Here is an 18,252-nt window from a genome sequence, read left to right on the forward strand (position 1 = left end):
GGCCCCTGATGTGGCCCCGACGCAATAAAGGGCGCCTCTTGAGCGCCCCAAAATCAGCTAAGCCATTGAAATTAAATGGCTCCCCGGGCTGGATTCGAACCAGCGACCATTCGATTAACAGTCGAATGCTCTACCGCTGAGCTACCAGGGAACGTGCGAAGCTTGTTCGCAGGCCGCAGCGTATAACAAAGCGATCCGCGCTTGGAAAGCAGGAAATGCACCTCTTCCCGCAGAGGCCGTCAATCGGGGAAAACTCAGAAAACGCCTGATGTTACGGGATCTTCTTGAGGTGTGGCCCGTTCCTGTCGAGACCACACCGCGTGCGGGCGAAGAATAATCTTTCCCACCGTGTCGCTATTTAGTCTTATTGCACCGCAAGACTGCCCTCCGCGACGTTGAACAAGTTCCGAATCGAACGAGGTGACCGATGCCAGCCACGCACACCGACCGCGCGCTTCCGACCGACCTCAACTCCCTGCCCTTTATCAGTGATGACGAATGCGTCACCCGGCTCGCCGAAGCCGTCGAGGCGCATGACAGCGATCACCTCGATGAGGTGGCGCTTTTGATCGGGCGCCTCGCGGTGCCGATCGAAATCTAGGGAATCACGTTGCCCGGGGACATTGTCTCCGGGATTATACGTCCCAGGAATCACATCCCGACGCCGAGGAAGTCCCGCATCAGGTCGGCACTGGCATTGAGATCGGCCGGCGTGCCTTCGAACACCACGTGGCCGTTATTGAGCCCATAAACGCGGTTGGCGAAACTCAATGCCGCCGCAACGTTCTGCTCGACCACAATCATGGTGCGGCCCTCGGCGGCGAGATTACGTGAGACCTCGACGAGATCACGCACGATCAGCGGCGCCAGGCCCTCGAACGGCTCGTCCAGCAGGATAATGCGCGCATCGCGGATCAGCGCGCGGGCGATGGCCAGCATCTGCTGCTCGCCGCCGGACAGCGTGCGTCCGGCCGATTTGCGGCGCTCCTTGAGGCGCGGAAACACGTCGTAGATGCGGTCGTAGGACCAGGCATTCGGCGCCGTCAGCGCCGCAATGCGCAGATTTTCCTCGACCGTCAGACCGCCAAAAATGGCGCGCTCTTCGGGTACAAGCTGGACGCCCATGCCGGCGATCGCCGAGGGCGGCAGGCCCTCGATGGATTTGCCATCGAGACGGATATGGCCGCTGCGTGGCGACAGCACGCCCATGATCGAGCGCAGCGTCGTGGTCTTGCCGGCGCCGTTGCGGCCGAGTAGTGCCACGACCTCGCCCTGCTCGACCCGGATAGACAGGTCGAACAGCACGTGGGAATCGCCATACAGCGTATTGATCTTGTCGACTTCAAGCAGGCTCATGCGCGTGCAGCCCTCCCAGATAGGCGTCTTGCACGGCCGGATTGCGCCGGATCTCGTCGGCGGTGCCGTCCGCCAGCAGCCGGCCCTCATAGAGCACGGTGATGCGCTCGGCGAGTTCGAAGATGGCGTCGAGATCGTGCTCGACGATGACCACGGTTCGCGAGCGCCCGATATCGCGAATGAAGGCGCAGGTCGCGATGCGTTCTGCCGGGCTCATGCCGGCTAAGGGTTCGTCCAGCAGCAATACGTTCGGGCTGGTGGCCAGCGCCATGCCGATTTCGAGCCGCCGCTTTTCGCCGTAAGCCAGGATATGTGCGGGCGTGTCGGCACGCTCGACGAGATTGAGCAGGCCGAGGATCGAGACGATCTGCTCCTCGACGTCGGGAATGCTGCCGGCTCCGCGCAACAGGTCAAAGCGCATCGGGCCGCGACGGCGTGCCAGTGCCGCGATCCGCAGGTTCTTGCGCACGGACAGGTTGGGAAACAGCTGATTGAGCTGATTGCTCTTGGCGATGCCGAGCTGCGCCGCGCGGCTGACGCCGACGCCCGTGATTTTCTCGCCGAACAGCAGGACCTCGCCGGAGGACGGGCTGACTTCGTCGAGCAGCATCTTGAACAGTGTGCTCTTGCCGGCTCCATTCGGGCCGATCACCGCATGGATCGAGCCGCGGCGGACCTTGAAGGAGACGCCATCGACGGCTTTGAGACCGCCATAATGCCGCGCCAGCGACTTCGCTTCGAGTGCAATGTCGCTATCGCCCGTCGTGGGCTCGGCAATGGTCAGCCTGACCTCCCTGGGCAGTGCCACGGGTTTGGTGATTGGATCGATATTGTGCGCTTCGATGGCTTCGGTCTTCGCTTCCGCCGCCTTCGCCGCAGCCAGATTACGGCGCTCGTTCCACCAATGGGCGATCTCGCCGCAGATGCCACGGCGCAGCCCGATGACCAGAATGATGAAGGCGATGCCGAGCACCAGCTTCCACAGGATCGCAAAGCCCGGAATGAGCTGCAGATTGTCGCGCAGCCACAGCCAGACAGCCGCGCCGACCAGCGGACCGATCAGCGTGCCGGCGCCGCCGACAATGGTCTGAACTACGAGTTGTCCCGACGTCTCCAGCGAGAACGCGTCCGGCGGCATGTAGCTCTGGAACGAGCCGAGCAGACCGCCGGCCAGACCAGCATAGAGCGCCGCGATGACGAAGGCCGTCAGCTTGTAGGCTGGTACGTTATGGCCGAGCATCGCGACGCGGCCGGTGTTCTCCTTGATCGCCAGCAGGATCGCGCCGACCGGCGAGCCAACGATGCGACGCGCCAGCACATAGCCGAGAAAGAAAATCAGGGCGAACAGGACATACATCGGCATGCCCGCGCTGATGCGGATCGCATGGGCGCCGAAGCCGAGCACAGGCACGGGCACACCGGGGATGCCGTTCTCGCCGCCGGTATAGTCCGACAGCGGCGAGTTCTCGATGAAATAGGCCATCTGGCCGAAGGCCAGCGTGATCATCGTGAAATAGATGCCGACCCGGCGCACGGCGAACCAGCCGACCAGGAGGCCGAACAGGCCGGCTGCGACGGTGCCGATCGTCAGCGCCAGCCAGACGCTGTCGATGGTGTGGGACACCAGCAGATAGGCGCTGACAAAGCCGCCGACGCCGAAGAACGCTGCCTGTCCGAACGACAGCAGTCCGGTGAGGCCGAACAGGATGTCGAAGCCGAGGCCGATCAGGCCCCAGTTCAACACACGTGTCAGCAGATCGGTCGAGAAACCGAGATGCGGGAACACGATGGGTGCCACGATCAACGTGCACAGTACTGCGAGTTCGGGAAGCCAGCCCCGCAAGCCGCCGGAACGAGGACGCATCATGCGCGGCCTTCCGAACCGAACAGACCCTGCGGGCGCATGATCAGCAGCACCGCCATCAGCGCGTAGAGCATCACTTCCGAATAGGACGAGTTGAAAGCACTAGTCAGGCTGATGATCTCGCCCGCGATCAGGCCGCCGATGACTGCGCCCGGGAACGAGCCGAGGCCGCCGAGCACGATGACCACGAAAGACTGCGCCATGAAATTGGCGCCCATGTCCGGCGTCACGGCCACGACCGGTGCATAGAGCATGCCGGCTAAGCCTACGGCGACGACACCGATGGCGAAGACCAGCAGAAAGGCGCGGCGCACATTGATGCCGAGGATGCCGACCATGCCGGGATTCTCGATACCGGCGCGGACCACCAGGCCCATCGAGGTGCGATAGAGCACGAGATAGAGGCTGAGCAGCAGACCGGCGATGATGGCGATCAGCTGCAGGCGATAGGTCGGATAGATCAGGAAACCCATCTGGGTCGCGCCCTGCCCCCAGGACGGCACCGGCACGCGCTGCGCATTGCCGCCAAAGGCTGCGCGCACGCATTCGACGAGCACGATGCCGACGCCGTAAGTGACAAGGATCTGATCCTCATGGGGACGGTCGTAGAAATAACGAATGATGATGCGTTCGAGCAGAAAGCCGAGCGCCAGCATGAAACCGCAGCCGACGACGATCGCGAGCACGAAGGACGAGGTGTATTGCAGCAGCACGAAAGCGGCATAGGCGCCCACGGCGAACAGCGCGCCGTGAGCGAAGTTGAGGACGCCAAGCGTGCCCAGGATGATCGTCAGACCGCTGCTGACGAGCGCCAGCAGCGTGCCGAGGGCCAGGCCGTTGAAGGCCTGCGAGATGAGGACGGGCCAGCTTGGCATGGTGATCCTTAGGTGTAGGGGCCGAGCTTGCAGCCGAAGAAGTCCGGCGCATTCATCACGCTTTCGCCGTCGGCGATATCGACGATCTCGTAGAAGTCTTCCTTGTTCTTCATCTCGGACGGCTTCTTGCCGCGCAGGATCGGGATCGGCCGCACCATCTGATGATCTTCGGCACGGAAATAGACCTTGCCGATGGTCGTCTCGTAAGGCTGCGCCTTGGAGCTCTCCATCGCCTTGATCACATCGACCGGATTGAACGTACCGGCGCGTTCGACCGACATCGCCCACAGATAGGTCTGCATGTAGCCGATATGCGCGCCCCAGCGCGGATAGTACTTGTTCTGCGCCACGAAACTTTCGACGAAGGTCTTGGCGAGCGGATAGGTGTCCTGCAGCCCCCACCAGAAATCGCAGCTGCCATAGACGCCCTGCATCAGCTCGGCGCCGAGCTCCTTGTCCTGGAACGAGGACAGGTTAGGAACCACGAGCTTCATGCGCTTCAGCACGCCGAACTGTTCGGCCTGTTTGGTCGACGCAACCGCATCGCCGCCAAAGGCGATGTTGACGAACACATCCGCGCCGCTGTTGGCGATGTTCAGGAGCGCCGACGAATAGTCTGTGGTGCCGAGCGGCACGACTTCCTTGGCGACCTGCTTCCAGCCCTGCTCCGCCGAGAACTTGGCGAAGCTGTCATAGACGGTGTGGCCATAGGTGTAGTCGGGCACGAGGAAGGCCGACTTTACATTCTTGCCGAGCGCCTTGGCGACGACGGGCGCCATCGCCTTCGCAGCCATGTAGGCGTTCTGCTGCGAGCGGAAGCCGTAACGCTGGCAGTTCTTGCCGGTGATGTCGTTGGAGCCGGCGATGCCGACCATGTACAGCACCTTCTCACGCGACCCGAGTTCTTCGAGCGCAATGGCGCTGGCGCTCGACACCGAGCCCGACACCATGATCGCCTTGTCGCGCTGGATGAACTGGGTGGCGCTCTGCACGTCGAGGTTGGGTTTACCTTCGGTGTCGGAGACCTTGTACTTGATCTGGCGGCCGAGCACGCCCTTGCCCTTGAGGCCCCACTTCTGCGCGATATCACCGCCGGCATTGATCTGCGCGATGGCCAGTTCATAGCCGAGCTTGAGATCGCCGCCGTCGCCCGAAAATACGCCGGTGAGCGGGATGGTCAGACCGACGAATACCGAATCCGCCGTGACGCCTTCCGGGAAAGTACCGATAGTGGCCGGCGATTGTGCGAACGCGCTGCCTGGAAGCATAAGGCCAGCGGCAGTGCCGACTCCTCCGAGCAAAAGCTGTCGACGGTCAAACTGCATGACACACCCTTCTGGTTCGATCACCGCCGCCATTGGCCGGTGAGCTGCGATGGGGGCTGGCCCCCGGCGAAATTGAGTTTCTGGAACGGGATGCCGTCGCGACTCTCGTGGTGCCTGCGAGATCATCGCAGGAGCCTCATTCATGGTCACTCGCTGAACCCGGAATACCGGCAGCGTCGCGTCCGCAAAGTGAGAGAGAACGGATCGTTCTTTGTTCCCGTCAGGCTAGGTTGCTTCGGATCGCGCGGGGTATAGACAATCCTGCAAAGGGCCTTGCAGACTGGCTTTTCCACCGCGACATGGCGTCCCAGCAACGCGTGCTGGCACAGCTCTTGCTGCTACTCTCGGATGGACAATTTCAAATCGCTCGATTGGGACGACCTCAAGGTCTTCATTCACGCGGCGCGCGGCGGCAGCCTTGGCAGTGCGGCCAGGCGGCTTCGGGTCGATCAATCCACCATCAGCCGCCGCATCGCGCATCTGGAGAGCACGCTGGGTGTGGCGCTGTTCGAGCGACTGCCGTCCGGATTGAAGGTCAACGAGACCGGCGACCGCCTGCTCTGCCACGCCGAGCGGATCGAAAGCGCCGTGATTGCCATGCGGGAAGACGTGCAATGCGGCGGCAGCCGTATGGCTGGCCGGGTCCGCCTTGCCACGATGGAAGGCATCGCCTCGCTCTACCTCGCCTACCGCTTCGTTGAATTGCGCAAGCAGCATCCGGACCTGACCGTCGAGTTGCTGACATCACCGCAGAGCGTCTCGGTGAACCGGCGCGAGGCCGATCTGTTTCTGAGCTTCTTCCGTCCGACCGGTCAGGGCATGGTCTCGGAGCGTATCGGCTGCTTCCAACTCGGGCTCTATGCGTCACAGAGCTATCTCGACGCACACGGCATGCCGAAGAGCGCATCCGAGCTCACAAAGCACAGCTTCGTCACCTATATCGACGACCAGATCCAGCTCGACTCCGTGCGCTGGCTCGATGACATCATCAAGAGCCCGCCAGTCTCGTTCCATTCCAACAGCATGTGCGCGCAGATGAACGCTGCGGCCGGCGGTATCGGGCTTGTACTGCTGCCGAGCTTTGCCACGGCACGTCGCCCCGACCTGATCCCGGTGCTGCACGATAAGCTGTCCACCACGCGAGAGCTGTGGATCAACGTCCATAACGATCTGCAATTCGTGCCGCGCATCCGCGCGGTGTCGAGTTTCCTGAAGTCGACCTTCAAGGCGGATCCCCTGATGCAGGCCAGCACCAGGGGCCGCAAAATGTTGGATACGCTGCTAGAGACGGACATACCCGTCACGGAGCAAACAGTTTGATGTTACCGCGAACCATCGGATTGGTGCATGGAAACCCCGCACCTGATTCAATGAGGTAAACGTCCCGGTAACCATGACGGGTCTCACGTGTGGATCGGTACAATTTGAACGATCCATTCAACAGCCCAACAAAGGCTTTGCGTCAGATTGCTCCCAAGACAGGGAGCTAAAAGATGAGCGAAGCCGAATTTGACTATCTGCTGGAGACAGTCCGGGCCGAAATCGAGGCCGATGTGCGGGACGATCTGCGCAGCCAGGAAATGTTCTTCGCCCCGATTCCGACCGCTGCGAACGACAATGACGGCCCCTGGCCGCTGATTCCGTTTCCGGATGGCTGGCAGGCCTCCTGCTGATCATTGTGTCGGTATGTCGGAACCCATGAAAGATTTCAGCCGGGCATTGCCTAAATGGCGAACGGTCTGTAACTAACCCGCTATGGGGCCATGTGGCGGAATGGTTACGCGCCGGTCTGCAAAACCGTTTATTCGGGTTCGATTCCCGACGTGGCCTCCATCAATCCAATCAATAACTTAGCCTGCCAGACCCGCGATCGGGGCGCGACTGCTATGAGTGGTGCGCTGCAACACTTCGCTTGGCAGGATTGGAGTATTGATCGTAGCATCCTGCCAACCCCAGGGGGCACGATGAACATCCGGGTCTTGATCGCCACGTTGCTGATGACCTCGCCAGGCTGGGCCCAGACCAAACCGCCCGTTCCGGTCCGCACCGATCCTTGCGCGCCGATTGGCCGGACCGCCGACGGCCAGTTGGTCTATTCCATGAAGTGCGAGAAGTTGCCGGTTCCGGTGGTGCCGCCGCAGGCCGCGGCCCCGGCATCGCCTCCCGCGCCCGTTGCGGAAGAAGCTCGTGGCGGACTGTTCCGCAATCCGTTTCCGTCGCTCGTCAGGCCATCATCATCGAGTGACGAGCGTGAAGCCGGCGTCGGTCCTCCGCCCAGCAGCCGATAGGGCCGGGATCAACCAAAACCGAACGCTATCAGGCGCGCTTCTTGCGCCGCCAGTCGCGCTTGGGTTTTGGCTTGGGCGCCAGTTCCGGCATGACGTTCTGCGCTTCACGATATTTCGCCAGCATCCGCTCGAAGCTTGCGTTCAGCGTCGCTTCGATATCCGGCTTCCGTTCGAGGCTGGCGAGCAGCATCCCCGCGGCTTCGATGGTCGACAGGCCGTCCTTGCGCGGTTCGCGGCGCAGCTTGCCGTAGAGCGACGGTTTGGCCGGTCCAAGAATGACGCGCTGGCATTTCAGCATCCAGGCATTGCGCCACCACAGCGCCTTGGCCTGGCTCCAGGTGCCGTCGAGCAGCACGATGCCCTGGATGTCCTTGAGCAGTGCGCGCTGGTTTTCCTCGGCCTGACCCTTGCGGTCGATGGCCAGAATATCCCGGTCGGTCTCGAAGTCGGAGACCTTGGCCGAGCCGAGATACAGGATCGCCCAGCGGGCGGGATCGGCGACCGGCTTGCCCAGCGCCTTGGCGAGGCTCGGCCAGGACAACCCGATCTTGACCGTGGCCTTCTTGAAATGCAGCGCTGCGACGCGGGCGGTGGCCAGCGCCCTGTCCTGCTCCTGCGGATGCTGCAGGATCAGGAGTTCGATCTTGTTGTCGATGGGCGTGATGCTGTCGCAGATGCACAGCGGCATCGGCTTTTGGCAATGCGGACATTCCGGGATCGCCTCGGCGACCTCGGCGGCTTGCAGATCTGATTTCTTGGACATTGCCCGCTATACGCCGCGCGGCCCGAGGCTTCAACCGCCGTAACGCCCGGATCTGGCTATTCAGCCGGGGCCGGCACCGGCGCCGGGCGGAAGCGGTTACGCAACCGGTCGATCAGGAGATAGATCACCGGCGTCGTGTAAAGCGTCAGCACCTGCGAGACGAACAACCCGCCGATGATGGTGATGCCCAGCGGGCGGCGCAGTTCCGTGCCCGGCCCGGTCGCGATTACCAGCGGGATCGCGGCGAACACCGCGGCCAATGACGTCATCAGGATCGGGCGGAAACGCACGGTGCAGGCCTCGAAGATCGCCTCGGCGGGCGACAGTCCGCGATGCCGCTCCGCCTCGATGGCGAAATCGACCATCATGATTCCGTTCTTCTTGACGATGCCGATGAGGAGAATGATGCCGACGAAGGCGATCACGGTCAGCGGCGTGTTGGTGATCTGCAATGCCAGCAACGCGCCGAGCCCCGCCGAGGGCAGCGTCGAGATGATGGTCAGAGGATGCACCAGGCTCTCATAGAGCACGCCCAGCACGATATACATCGCGATCAGCGCGCCGAGGATCAGCAGCGGCTGCCGCCCCGTCGTCTTGCTGAAGTCACCGGCATTGCCATCGAAGCCGCCGCGGATGCCTTCCGGCATATGCAGTTCGTCGACCGCGCGCTGGATGTTGCCTGTCACAGCATCGAGCTGCACGCCGGGCAGCGTGTTGAACGACACCGTGGTCGACGGGAACCCCTGCGAGTGGAACACTGCCAGCGCCGACAACGTGCGCGACATGCGCACAACCGCCGATAGCGGCACCTGCGACCCATTCAGGCCCGCGACATAGATGCGATCGAGATCGGACGGATCGTTCTGGAACTTGGGATCGATCTCCAGCACCACCCTGTACTGATTGCGCTGGGTATAGATCGTCGAGATCTGCCGCTGCGAGAACGCGTTGTTCAGCGCATTGTCGATATCCTGCACCTGGACGCCGAGACTTGATGCCATCTTCCGGTCGATGGTCAGCGTCAATTGCAATCCGCCGGGATCGCGGTCGCTTGATACGTCAGTGATGCCCTCGACGCTCTCCAGCCGTTTGCCGACCAGCGGCGCCCATTTTTGCAGGAGATCGAGATTGGTCGAGGTCAGCGTGTATTGATAGTTGGAATCGCTCTGGCGTCCGCCGGCGCGCAGATCCTGCGCAGCAAACATGAAGAGACGGATACCGGGGACCGCGCTGAGTTTCGGACGCAGCCGGTTGATGACGTCTTCGGTCGATGCTCCGTTGCGCTCCTCTGGCGATTTCAAGGCGATAAACATGGTGCCCCGGTTGGCGCCGCCGCCGCCCGGCCCGCCCGTGCCGCCAAGCGACGAACCAATACTGGCCACGCCCGGATCGGCCAGCACGAGATCGGCCAGATGCTGTTGAAGTCCGAGCATCGCCTGAAACGAAACATCAGCCGATGCGCGCGTTGCCCCGATCACGAAGCCGCTGTCGTCGTTCGGGAAGAAGCCTTTCGGTGTCTTGATGTAGAGCGTGATCGTGAGCGCGATGGTCGCGAAGAACACCAGCAGTGTCAGGAGTGGAAAGCCCAGCACCACATGCAGCGTGCGCTCATAGAACGCCACGACGCGTGACAGCGTGCCTTCAACAATACGGTCAAAACGGGTCTCCGTACTCGACAGACCGCTCTTGATATATTGCGCGCAGATCATCGGTGTCACCGTCAGCGACACCAGCGTCGAGACGACAATCGAGAACGTCAGCGTCAACGAGAATTCGCGCAGCAATCGGCCGACCAGACCATCCATGAAGATCAGCGGGATGAAGGCAGCAATCAACGACAGGCTGATCGACAGCACCGTGAAGCCGATCTGTCTGGCGCCCGCGAGTGCCGCCTGCACCGGCGCCATGCCCTCTTCGAGATTGCGGTACATGTTCTCGATCATGACGATGGCATCGTCGACCACAAAGCCGACAGAGATCGCCAGCGCCATCAGCGACAGGTTGTTGATCGAGAAGCCGGCCAGCCACATGCCGACGCAGGTGCCGGCCAGCGCCAGCGGTACCGAGACGCCGGCCGCGATGGTTGGCGTGCCGCGGCGCAGGAACAGGAACACCACGGCCATGACCAATACGGCCGTGGCAAACAGCGTCCACTCCATGTCCTCGACCGAGGCGCGAATGGTGCCGGTACGATCAGTCAGAACAGAAATCTCGATCCCGGCAGGAATCCATTGTTTCAGATCGGGGATCAGCGCTTTCACGCGATCGACGGTGTCGATGACGTTGGCGTCGCCCTGTTTGGTGATCTGGATCAGCACCGCCGGCTGCTTGTTGAACCAGGCAACCGAGCGGCTGTTGCGCGTCGCATCCTGAACATCGGCGACATCGGACAGTCGCAGATAGTTGCCGTTCGAACTCTTGACGATGATCTCGCGAAACTCTTCCGCCGTGCGCATCTGCGGATTCATCGAGATCGTCTCGCTCTGCCGCGATCCCTGGAAGATGCCGACCGGGCCGAGCGGATTGGCATTGACGATGGCGGTGCGCACGTCGTCGGTGGCAATCCCGGCATTCGACAGCGCGACCGGATTGAGCTGGACGCGCACCGCGGGCTGGTCAGCGCCGCTGGCCGTGACCTCGCCGACTCCCGGCACTTGTGACAGCCGCTGTACGATCACGGTATCGGCGACGTCGTAGATCGCAGACGCGGACATGGTCGGCGACGTCAAAGCGAGAATGAAGACAGGCGCGGCGGACGGGTTGGCCTTGCGGAACGTAGGCAGTGTCGGGAGATCGGTCGGCAGATCGGCCATGGATGCGTTGATGGCGGCTTGCACGTCACGCGCGGCGCGATCGACATCGCGGCCGATGGCGAATTGCAACTGGATGCTGGTCGAGCCCAGCGAACTCGTCGATGTGATCTGATCGAGGCCGGCGATAATGCCCAGACGTCGTTCCAGTGGCGCAGCAACTGTCGCCGCCATGATCGACGGATCGGCGCCGGGACGCGACGCCTGCACACGTATCATCGGGAAGTCGACATTGGGCGTCGCAGCGACCGGCAGGAAGTGATAGGCGACGACGCCGAGAAGAAACAGTCCGATCGCCAGCAACGTGGTGCCGACCGGCCGCATGATGAATGGCGCTGAGATGGAGATGGAAGCCACTAGGGTGGCCCCCCTGCTCCCGCCGTCCCGGCGGCACCCGCGACGGGGGGCGCTCGCTTCTCGAACCGGCGGCTGATGCGATCCAGCGCCAGATAGATCACCGGCGTGGTGTAGAGCGTCAGGATCTGGCTGAGCAGCAGACCGCCAATGATCGACACACCGAGCGGGAAGCGCAGCTCTGCGCCGGTGCCGCTTTCGATCGCCAGCGGCAACGCACCAAACAATGCCGCCAGCGTCGTCATCATGATGGGCCGGAACCGCAGCAGACAGGCTTCGACGATCGCCGCTTCCGGCGCCATGCCGCGATTGCGTTCGGCATCCAGCGCAAAGTCGATCATCATGATCGCGTTCTTCTTGACGATGCCCATCAGGAGGATGATGCCTATCAAGCCAATGACGGACAGGTCCTGTCCGGTCAGCATCAGTGCGAGGATCGCACCGACGCCAGCCGATGGCAGCGTCGAGAGAATGGTGATTGGGTGGATGTAGCTCTCATAGAGCACACCGAGCACGATATAGATTGTCACCAGTGCAGCGAGGATCAGCCATGGCTGCCCGGACAGCGATTTGGAGAATTCCGCGGCATCGCCGGAGAACATCCCGACAATGCTCGTCGGCATGCCGATCCGGGTCTCGATCTTTTTGACTTCCTCAACCGCGTCACCAAGCGCTTCGTTTGGTCCAAGGTTGAAGCTGAGCGAGATGGCGGGGAATTGCGCCTGATGCGAGATCGCCAGTGGCGCCGTGGTACGCGTCAGCGTGGCTACGGCCGACAGCGGCACCTGCGCGCCGGCCACACCGGGCAGATACAGTTTCGACAGCACGTCGGGATCGCGCTGCTGTGACGGCAATGCTTCCAGCACGACGCGGTACTGATTGGCCTGGCCATAGATGGTCGAAATCTGGCGCTGCGCGAAGGCATCATTCAGCGTGTCGGTGACGCCCTGCAGATTGACGCCCAATTGTCCGGCACGCTGCCTGTTGATATCGAGCGAAGCCCGCAATCCACCGGTCTGGGCTTCCGAGGAGACGTCCCGGAACATCGGATCGCGGCGCAATTCGGCGACCAGCTTCTGCGACCACTCGGTCACCTGTGCCGCATCAGTCCCGGTCAACGTATATTGATATTGCGAGCGACTGCTCTGCGTACTGATCTGGATATCCTGCACGGGCTGGAAATACACGGTCATGCCCGGGATCGCCGCGACGCGATCTTTCAGCCGCGCGATCACCGCGTTCATGTCATCCTTGCGCTCGCCGCGCGGTTTCAGCGTCATCACCAGCCGACCGACATTGGTGGTCGGATTGACCGAGCCGCCGCCGATCACCGAGATGATTCCTGTCACATCCGGATCTGCCTGGATCGCCGCTGCCGCCGCGCTCTGCCGGCTCTGCATCTCCGCGAATGACACGTCGGCACCGGCCTCTGTTACGGCAGTAATCGAGGCGGTGTCCTGCAGCGGCAGGAAGCCCTTGGGGGCGATGACATAGAGGCCCAGCGTTGCGACGATGGTCAGGAACGTGACGACCAGCGTCGCCGGCTGATGCTGCAACACCCACAGCAGCGTGCGGTGATAGAATGCCACCATACGGTCGATGAAGCGGCTGACGGCCCCGAGACCGGGCACCTGCCATTCATCCTTGGTGTGTTTCAGCAGCCGCGAGCACATCATCGGCGTCAGCGTCAGCGAGACCACGGCGGACATGACAACGGCGATGGTCAGCGTCATCGCGAATTCACGAAACATGCGGCCCACAAGACCGGACATGAAGAGCAGCGGGATAAACACCGCGATCAGCGACACCGTCAGCGAGATCACCGTAAAGCCGATTTCGCTGGCGCCAGCCAAAGCTGCCTGCATCGGGCTCTCGCCCTCTTCCATGTGCCGGACGATGTTCTCGATCATCACGATGGCGTCGTCGACCACAAAGCCGGTGCCGATGGTCAGCGCCATCAGCGAGAGATTGTCGAGGCTGAAGCCGGCGAAATACATCACGCCGAAGGACGTGATCAGCGACAGCGGTAGGGCCACGCCGGCAATCAACGTTGCCCGCAGCGACCGCAGGAACAGCAGTACCACCAAAGTCACGAGGATGACGGACAGCACCAGCGTGAATTGCACGTCATGGACCGAGGCGCGAATGGTCACGGTGCGGTCGCTCACGATGGTCAGCTTGACACCGGCCGGCATAGAGCGCTGCACCTTCGGAATTTCCTCGCGGATCTGGCGAACGACCTCGATAACATTGGCGCCGGGCTGACGCTGGATCTCGATGATCACCGCTGGCGTGCCTTGATACCAACCGCCAGTACGGTCGTTTTCCAGGCCGTCGACGATCTGCGCGATGTCGCCGATGGTGACAGGGGATCCGTTGCGATAAGCGATAATGATCGGCCGATACTGATCCGCCGCCGCGATCTGGTCGTTCGCGGCGATGGTGTAAGCTTGCTGCGCTCCGTCGAGCGAGCCCTTGGGGCCCGATACATTGGCACCGGCAATCGCCGTGCGCAGATCCTCCATCGAAATGCCATAGGCAGCGAGCCGAGCCAGATCGGCCTGTACACGCACCGCCGGCTTCAAGCCGCCAAGCACGGCAACCTTGCCGACACCCGAGATCTGGCTAAGCCGCTGCGCCAACAACGTATCGGACAGATCGCTCATCGATCGCAGCGAGATCGTGTCCGAGGTCAGCGCCAGCGTCATCACCGGCGCGTCGGCCGGATTGACCTTCGCGTAAACCGGCGGATATGGCAGGTTCTTCGGCAGAACGCCGGCGGCCGCATTGATCGCCGCCTGAACGTCCTGGGTCGCGCCATCGATATCGCGGTTCAGATCGAACTGCAGCGAGATCTGGCTGACGCCGAACGAGCTCGTTGAGGTCATCGACGACAGGGACGGAATCTGGCCGAGCTGCCGCTCCAGTGGCGCGGTGATCAGCGATGCGGTCACTTCGGGGCTCGCGCCCGGCAGCTGCGTCGAGACTTGCACGGTTGGGAAATCGACCTGCGGCAGCGCCGAAACGGGCAGCGCGAAATAGCCGAGGGCGCCGCCGATCAGCAGCGCGACGCCAAGCAGCGACGTCGCGATGGGCCGGCGGATGAAGGGTTCCGAGACGCTCATGACTGTGCGCTCTTTGGTATAGAAGTCATCAACTCAGGCGATCGATCGTGCGAACATCATGGCTACTTCGCTCCCGATGGCGCAGCGCTCGGGCTGGCTGGAGGCGGCGTTTGGCCAATCGGTGCCTGCGGATTGCCCTGGCCACCCGCACCACCCGAATTCTGGCCGCGCTTGCCACGACGTTCGCCGGCATCATTGCCCTTGCCCCCGCCACGCTTGCGTGGTGCCAAGTCGGCGGTCGGCTCCTGATCGCTGGTGCCGACTGACACCTTCGATCCCTCTGTGAGATTGGCAAAGCCCGTGGTGACAACACGCTCGGTCGCCGACAGGCCCTTGGCGATAACGGCCGTGGTCTCGTTCTGCTGCGTCACGGTGACCGGCACCGCCTTGACGATGTCGCCCTCCTCGATCACGTAACTGAACGTGCCGGCGGGACCGCGCTGCACGGCCGAGGTCGGCACCACCATCGCATCCTTCAGCGTCTCGACTTTCAGCCGCACATTGACGAACTGACCGGGCCAGAGCTGATAATTCGGGTTCGGGAATTCCGCCTTCAGCTTCACGGTGCCCGTGGTCGTATCGACCTGATTGTCGATGCCGGTGAGCGTGCCGGTGTCGATGACGGTGACGCCGTCATTGCCGAACACGTCGACCATCAGCGTGCCCTTGGCAGCAGCGGCATTGGCGCGGACGATCTGCTGCTGCGGCAGGCTGAACAGTACGGCGATGGGCTGCAGCTGCGTGATCACCACGAGGCCCGTGGTATCCGACGCATGGATGATGTTGCCCTGATCGACCTGACGCAGGCCGGCCCGGCCAGAGAGCGGCGCTATGATCTTGGTGTAGCTCAGCGTTGCGGCGGCATTGTCGATGGCAGCCTGATCGGCATTCACCAGCGCCTCCTGCTGGGCGACGAGCGACTTCTGGGTGTCGGCCTGCTGCTTGGAGCCAGCGTTTGAGGTTGCGAGCTGCTGGTAGCGGATCAGGTCAAGCCGCGCATTGGCCAGCGTCGCTTCGTCCTGCGCCTTCTTGGCGACGGCCTGATCGTACAGCGCCTTGTAGAGCACCGGGTCAATCTCGCCGAGCACATCGCCGGCCTTGACGTCCTGACCTTCCTTGAAATTGACCTTGATCAGTTTGCCGTCGACCTGTGCGCGCACGGTGACGTTGTTCAGCGCCTTCACCGAGCCGACGCCGTCGAGATAGACCGGCACGTCCTGGATCTTCGGCGTCGCTGCCAGCACCGGCACGGTCATCATGTCCGGACGGAAGCCGCCGCGGGCGGCCGTCTGCCGCTGCTGGAAGGCGTTCCAGCCGATATAGCCGAGCCCGCCGAGGATCAGCAGCGTCACGGCAATCGACACAGTACGGCGGCGCGCCTTGCCGGCGACCTTGGCGACGCCGTCGCCCGTCGCTTTCGCGGCCTCTTTCAACTCCGGCTTAAAGAGCATTGACCGGTCTTTCCATTTTCGGCTCCCAGCCGCCGCCCAGCGCCTGATAGAGGCTGATGATCGCCTGCAGCCGCGCCAGTTGCGCCTGAGACAGGACATCTTCCGCCTGGAATAGCGTCAGCTGGGTGTTTAGCACAGTTACGATGTCAGCGGTTCCGGCGCGCAATTGCTGCTCGGACAGATCGAAGGCCCGCTTCGACGCCCGGACCACCTCGCGCTGCAGCCGCAGCCGCTCGGTGGTCTGGCGGATCGCGACCAGCGCATTGTCGACGTCGGCAAAGGACTGCACGACCGTCTTGCGATAGGTCTGCAGCAATTCGTCCTGCCGCGCCTGGGTCAGCTCGAAATTACCCTGGATGCGCCCGCCATCGAAGATCGGCTGGGTCAGCCCGCCGACGAGGCTGAAGAAGGCGGCATTGGGCTGAAACAGCGAGGCCAGCGCAGCGCTCTGATAGCCTCCCGAGCCGGTGAGCTGGATCGAGGGGAAGAACTGCGCCCGGGCGCTGCCGACGTTAGCCGTGGCCGAGGCCAATTGCGCCTCCTGCCGGCGGATATCCGGCCGCTGGGTTAACAGCTCTGACGGCAGGCCGGGCGTGACGCGCGGCGCGGCGATAGTGTTCAGCGAACCGCCGGCCACGCGCACGCTTTCAGGGGGCCGGGACACCAGCGTCGCCAGCGCGTTGACGTTCTGCGCCAGCGTGGTCCGCAGCGGCGGCACCGCAGCGCGCTGATTGGCCAGCACGCTTTCCTGCTGCGCGACATCGAGATCCGTGCCGGTGCCGGCGGCGAAGCGTTGTTTGATGGCGTCGAGAATGCGCTGTGCGCTGGCGATATTGCGCTCGGCGGTGCGTATGCGGTCCTGCGAGGTCAGCACCTGGAAATAAGCATTGGCGACTGCGGCCATGGTGGTCAGCGCCACCACGTCGCGGTCGAAGCGATTGGCAGTCGAGGTTTCTTCCGCAGCCAGCGCGGCGTCGCGGTTCTTGCCCCAGAAATCGATCTCGTAGCTGGCCGAGAGCGAGGCCGAATAGGTCACTACCTCGCGGCCGCCATTGGTCAACCCGCTAGAGCTTGAGCCCGAGGTCCGCGAATAGGTCTCCTGCCCGCCGCCGCTCACGCTCGGCAGCAGCGCGGCGCCGGTGATTCGGGCCTGCGCATCGGCCTGCATGATTCGCGATGTTGCCGCAGCGATATCGAGGTTGACCGTCTGGGCTTCCTCCATCAGCTGCGTCAGTTCCCTGGAGCGAAAGCCGCGCCACCAGTCCAGTGTCGGCGTGGCACCGTTCGGATTGGCCAACCGCGCCGCCTTATAGCCCTCGGGAATATCGAGGGCCGGATCAGGCAGATCCTTGGTCAAAATGCAGCCTGCTGAACTCGCAACAACGGCAAAGGCGACGATCGAACGCCCGATCTTTTTCGCGAAGACGAGATTCACCGCACGAACATCCGGACAAGGCTCCGCCGCGCGCGCTTTGCGCCGGCATTCCGGGCGTTGGGGTATACAGCCTGAGACACGTTCACCGGGTGATGCTTGGTCAATGAAACGAGCCCGCATTCTAGCGGCCCAATCATCCTGCGGACAGTGTTCTTACGTGTCGCAACGTGCAAGCGGCACGGATGCAAGATGCCCGCGAATGAGCGGATTTGCACAGATTCCCCCGATTTTATCGGGTTTTTTGGCCGCTGACAGAAGCGCCCGGCAGATCAGGCTTACGAAGATTTCATGTGTTCATTTGTTGCTAACGCCCGGATTGCGTTCCCCTGTGTCATCGGCACCATTTTGAAACCCGCCGGGACGTGATGCATGCGCGGCTCAAGCCCATGGGCCATCGCTTCAGCTGCCGCGTGACGAGCTGTTGATCTATCTCGATCGGCTTGACGATGCGGACCGGATGTCACCGCTGTTCGGCGTCAATTGTGCCGCCTGAAGCAAGCCATGCAAGAAATACCGGCTTGGCGAGTAAACAAGGCCGCGCTTATACTCCTGTAAAATCGTCCGCGCGTTGATCGGATTTCGCAACGCACAAGGGCGGTCCTGTCC

General features: G+C 62.6%; 13 protein-coding genes, 2 tRNA genes and 1 pseudogene. 6 read left to right on the forward strand and 10 right to left on the reverse strand.

Annotated elements, in window-relative coordinates; genetic code table 11:
• Positions 1 to 76: 76 nt before the first annotated feature.
• Positions 77 to 151, reverse strand: a tRNA-Asn gene (locus A4A58_RS22720).
• A gap of 276 nt (positions 152 to 427) precedes the next feature.
• Between A4A58_RS22720 and A4A58_RS31180 the strand changes: the two genes are divergently transcribed.
• Positions 428 to 601 (forward strand): hypothetical protein, encoded by a 174-nt coding sequence (locus tag A4A58_RS31180; protein ID WP_170849674.1) that lies wholly within the window; start codon positions 428 to 430, stop codon positions 599 to 601.
• A 50-nt stretch (positions 602 to 651) separates the two neighbouring features.
• Here A4A58_RS31180 and A4A58_RS22725 read toward each other — a convergent pair whose 3' ends face one another.
• The 4 genes from A4A58_RS22725 to A4A58_RS22740 are packed head-to-tail and all read right to left on the reverse strand — an operon-like array spanning position 652 to position 5,420.
• Complete coding sequence (locus tag A4A58_RS22725; RefSeq protein ID WP_068736422.1) at positions 652 to 1,356, reverse strand: ABC transporter ATP-binding protein; 705 nt, start codon at positions 1,354 to 1,356, stop codon at positions 652 to 654.
• Positions 1,343 to 3,223 (reverse strand): branched-chain amino acid ABC transporter ATP-binding protein/permease, encoded by a 1,881-nt coding sequence (locus A4A58_RS22730; protein ID WP_068736426.1) that lies wholly within the window; start codon positions 3,221 to 3,223, stop codon positions 1,343 to 1,345. Before A4A58_RS22730 ends, A4A58_RS22725 begins: the two co-directional genes overlap by 14 nt.
• A complete protein-coding gene (locus tag A4A58_RS22735; protein ID WP_068736430.1) occupies positions 3,220 to 4,095 on the reverse strand; it encodes a branched-chain amino acid ABC transporter permease in 876 nt (291 codons plus the stop codon). Before A4A58_RS22735 ends, A4A58_RS22730 begins: the two co-directional genes overlap by 4 nt.
• Positions 4,096 to 4,103: 8 nt before the next feature.
• Positions 4,104 to 5,420, reverse strand: a complete 1,317-nt coding sequence (locus A4A58_RS22740; protein WP_068736881.1) for an ABC transporter substrate-binding protein — start codon at positions 5,418 to 5,420, stop codon at positions 4,104 to 4,106.
• Between the two features lie 348 nt (positions 5,421 to 5,768).
• Here A4A58_RS22740 and A4A58_RS22745 point away from each other — a divergent pair, with 348 nt between their 5' ends.
• The 4 genes from A4A58_RS22745 to A4A58_RS31575 all read left to right on the forward strand — a co-directional run bounded on the left by A4A58_RS22745 (position 5,769) and on the right by A4A58_RS31575 (position 7,708).
• Entirely contained in the window at positions 5,769 to 6,740 is a 972-nt protein-coding gene (locus A4A58_RS22745) for a LysR family transcriptional regulator (protein ID WP_068736431.1), read from the forward strand.
• Between the two features lie 173 nt (positions 6,741 to 6,913).
• On the forward strand, positions 6,914 to 7,093 hold the full coding sequence (locus tag A4A58_RS22750) for a hypothetical protein (RefSeq protein WP_068736432.1): 180 nt from the start codon (positions 6,914 to 6,916) through the stop codon (positions 7,091 to 7,093).
• A gap of 86 nt (positions 7,094 to 7,179) precedes the next feature.
• Positions 7,180 to 7,253: transfer RNA gene (locus A4A58_RS22755), tRNA-Cys, on the forward strand.
• Positions 7,254 to 7,384: 131 nt separating this feature from the next.
• Positions 7,385 to 7,708, forward strand: a complete 324-nt coding sequence (locus A4A58_RS31575; RefSeq protein ID WP_349509587.1) for a hypothetical protein — start codon at positions 7,385 to 7,387, stop codon at positions 7,706 to 7,708.
• Between the two features lie 28 nt (positions 7,709 to 7,736).
• Here A4A58_RS31575 and A4A58_RS22765 read toward each other — a convergent pair whose 3' ends face one another.
• From A4A58_RS22765 to A4A58_RS22785, 5 genes are all read right to left on the reverse strand, one after another.
• Entirely contained in the window at positions 7,737 to 8,471 is a 735-nt protein-coding gene (locus tag A4A58_RS22765; RefSeq protein ID WP_068736434.1) for a tRNA-uridine aminocarboxypropyltransferase, read from the reverse strand.
• Between the two features lie 56 nt (positions 8,472 to 8,527).
• Entirely contained in the window at positions 8,528 to 11,605 is a 3,078-nt protein-coding gene (locus A4A58_RS22770; protein ID WP_068736436.1) for an efflux RND transporter permease subunit, read from the reverse strand.
• 32 nt (positions 11,606 to 11,637) lie between these two features.
• Positions 11,638 to 14,760, reverse strand: coding sequence for an efflux RND transporter permease subunit (locus A4A58_RS22775; protein ID WP_068736437.1), 3,123 nt, complete (start codon positions 14,758 to 14,760; stop codon positions 11,638 to 11,640).
• A gap of 62 nt (positions 14,761 to 14,822) precedes the next feature.
• Complete coding sequence (locus A4A58_RS22780) at positions 14,823 to 16,211, reverse strand: efflux RND transporter periplasmic adaptor subunit (protein ID WP_068736439.1); 1,389 nt, start codon at positions 16,209 to 16,211, stop codon at positions 14,823 to 14,825.
• Positions 16,201 to 17,622, reverse strand: coding sequence for an efflux transporter outer membrane subunit (locus A4A58_RS22785; RefSeq protein WP_244499851.1), 1,422 nt, complete (start codon positions 17,620 to 17,622; stop codon positions 16,201 to 16,203). Before A4A58_RS22785 ends, A4A58_RS22780 begins: the two co-directional genes overlap by 11 nt.
• A gap of 389 nt (positions 17,623 to 18,011) precedes the next feature.
• Between A4A58_RS22785 and A4A58_RS31580 the strand changes: the two are divergent.
• Positions 18,012 to 18,127, forward strand: a pseudogene (locus A4A58_RS31580) (DUF1365 domain-containing protein); the annotation flags it as partial.
• Positions 18,128 to 18,252: the final 125 nt, after the last annotated feature.

Origin of the sequence: Tardiphaga robiniae (assembly GCF_001618955.1) — a bacterium.
In the GTDB taxonomy this organism is placed as follows: domain Bacteria; phylum Pseudomonadota; class Alphaproteobacteria; order Rhizobiales; family Xanthobacteraceae; genus Tardiphaga; species Tardiphaga robiniae_A.

Coding starts and splice junctions, on each gene's coding strand:
- A4A58_RS22730 (WP_068736426.1), bottom strand. CDS start 3,223: ATGATGCGTCCTCGTTCCGGCGGCTTGCGGGGCTGGCTTCCCGAACTC.
- A4A58_RS22725 (WP_068736422.1), bottom strand. CDS start 1,356: ATGAGCCTGCTTGAAGTCGACAAGATCAATACGCTGTATGGCGATTCC.
- A4A58_RS31575 (WP_349509587.1), top strand. CDS start 7,385: ATGAACATCCGGGTCTTGATCGCCACGTTGCTGATGACCTCGCCAGGC.
- A4A58_RS22750 (WP_068736432.1), top strand. CDS start 6,914: ATGAGCGAAGCCGAATTTGACTATCTGCTGGAGACAGTCCGGGCCGAA.
- A4A58_RS22775 (WP_068736437.1), bottom strand. CDS start 14,760: ATGAGCGTCTCGGAACCCTTCATCCGCCGGCCCATCGCGACGTCGCTG.
- A4A58_RS22780 (WP_068736439.1), bottom strand. CDS start 16,211: ATGCTCTTTAAGCCGGAGTTGAAAGAGGCCGCGAAAGCGACGGGCGAC.
- A4A58_RS22770 (WP_068736436.1), bottom strand. CDS start 11,605: ATGCGGCCGGTCGGCACCACGTTGCTGGCGATCGGACTGTTTCTTCTC.
- A4A58_RS22745 (WP_068736431.1), top strand. CDS start 5,769: ATGGACAATTTCAAATCGCTCGATTGGGACGACCTCAAGGTCTTCATT.
- A4A58_RS22765 (WP_068736434.1), bottom strand. CDS start 8,471: ATGTCCAAGAAATCAGATCTGCAAGCCGCCGAGGTCGCCGAGGCGATC.
- A4A58_RS22740 (WP_068736881.1), bottom strand. CDS start 5,420: ATGCAGTTTGACCGTCGACAGCTTTTGCTCGGAGGAGTCGGCACTGCC.
- A4A58_RS22735 (WP_068736430.1), bottom strand. CDS start 4,095: ATGCCAAGCTGGCCCGTCCTCATCTCGCAGGCCTTCAACGGCCTGGCC.
- A4A58_RS31180 (WP_170849674.1), top strand. CDS start 428: ATGCCAGCCACGCACACCGACCGCGCGCTTCCGACCGACCTCAACTCC.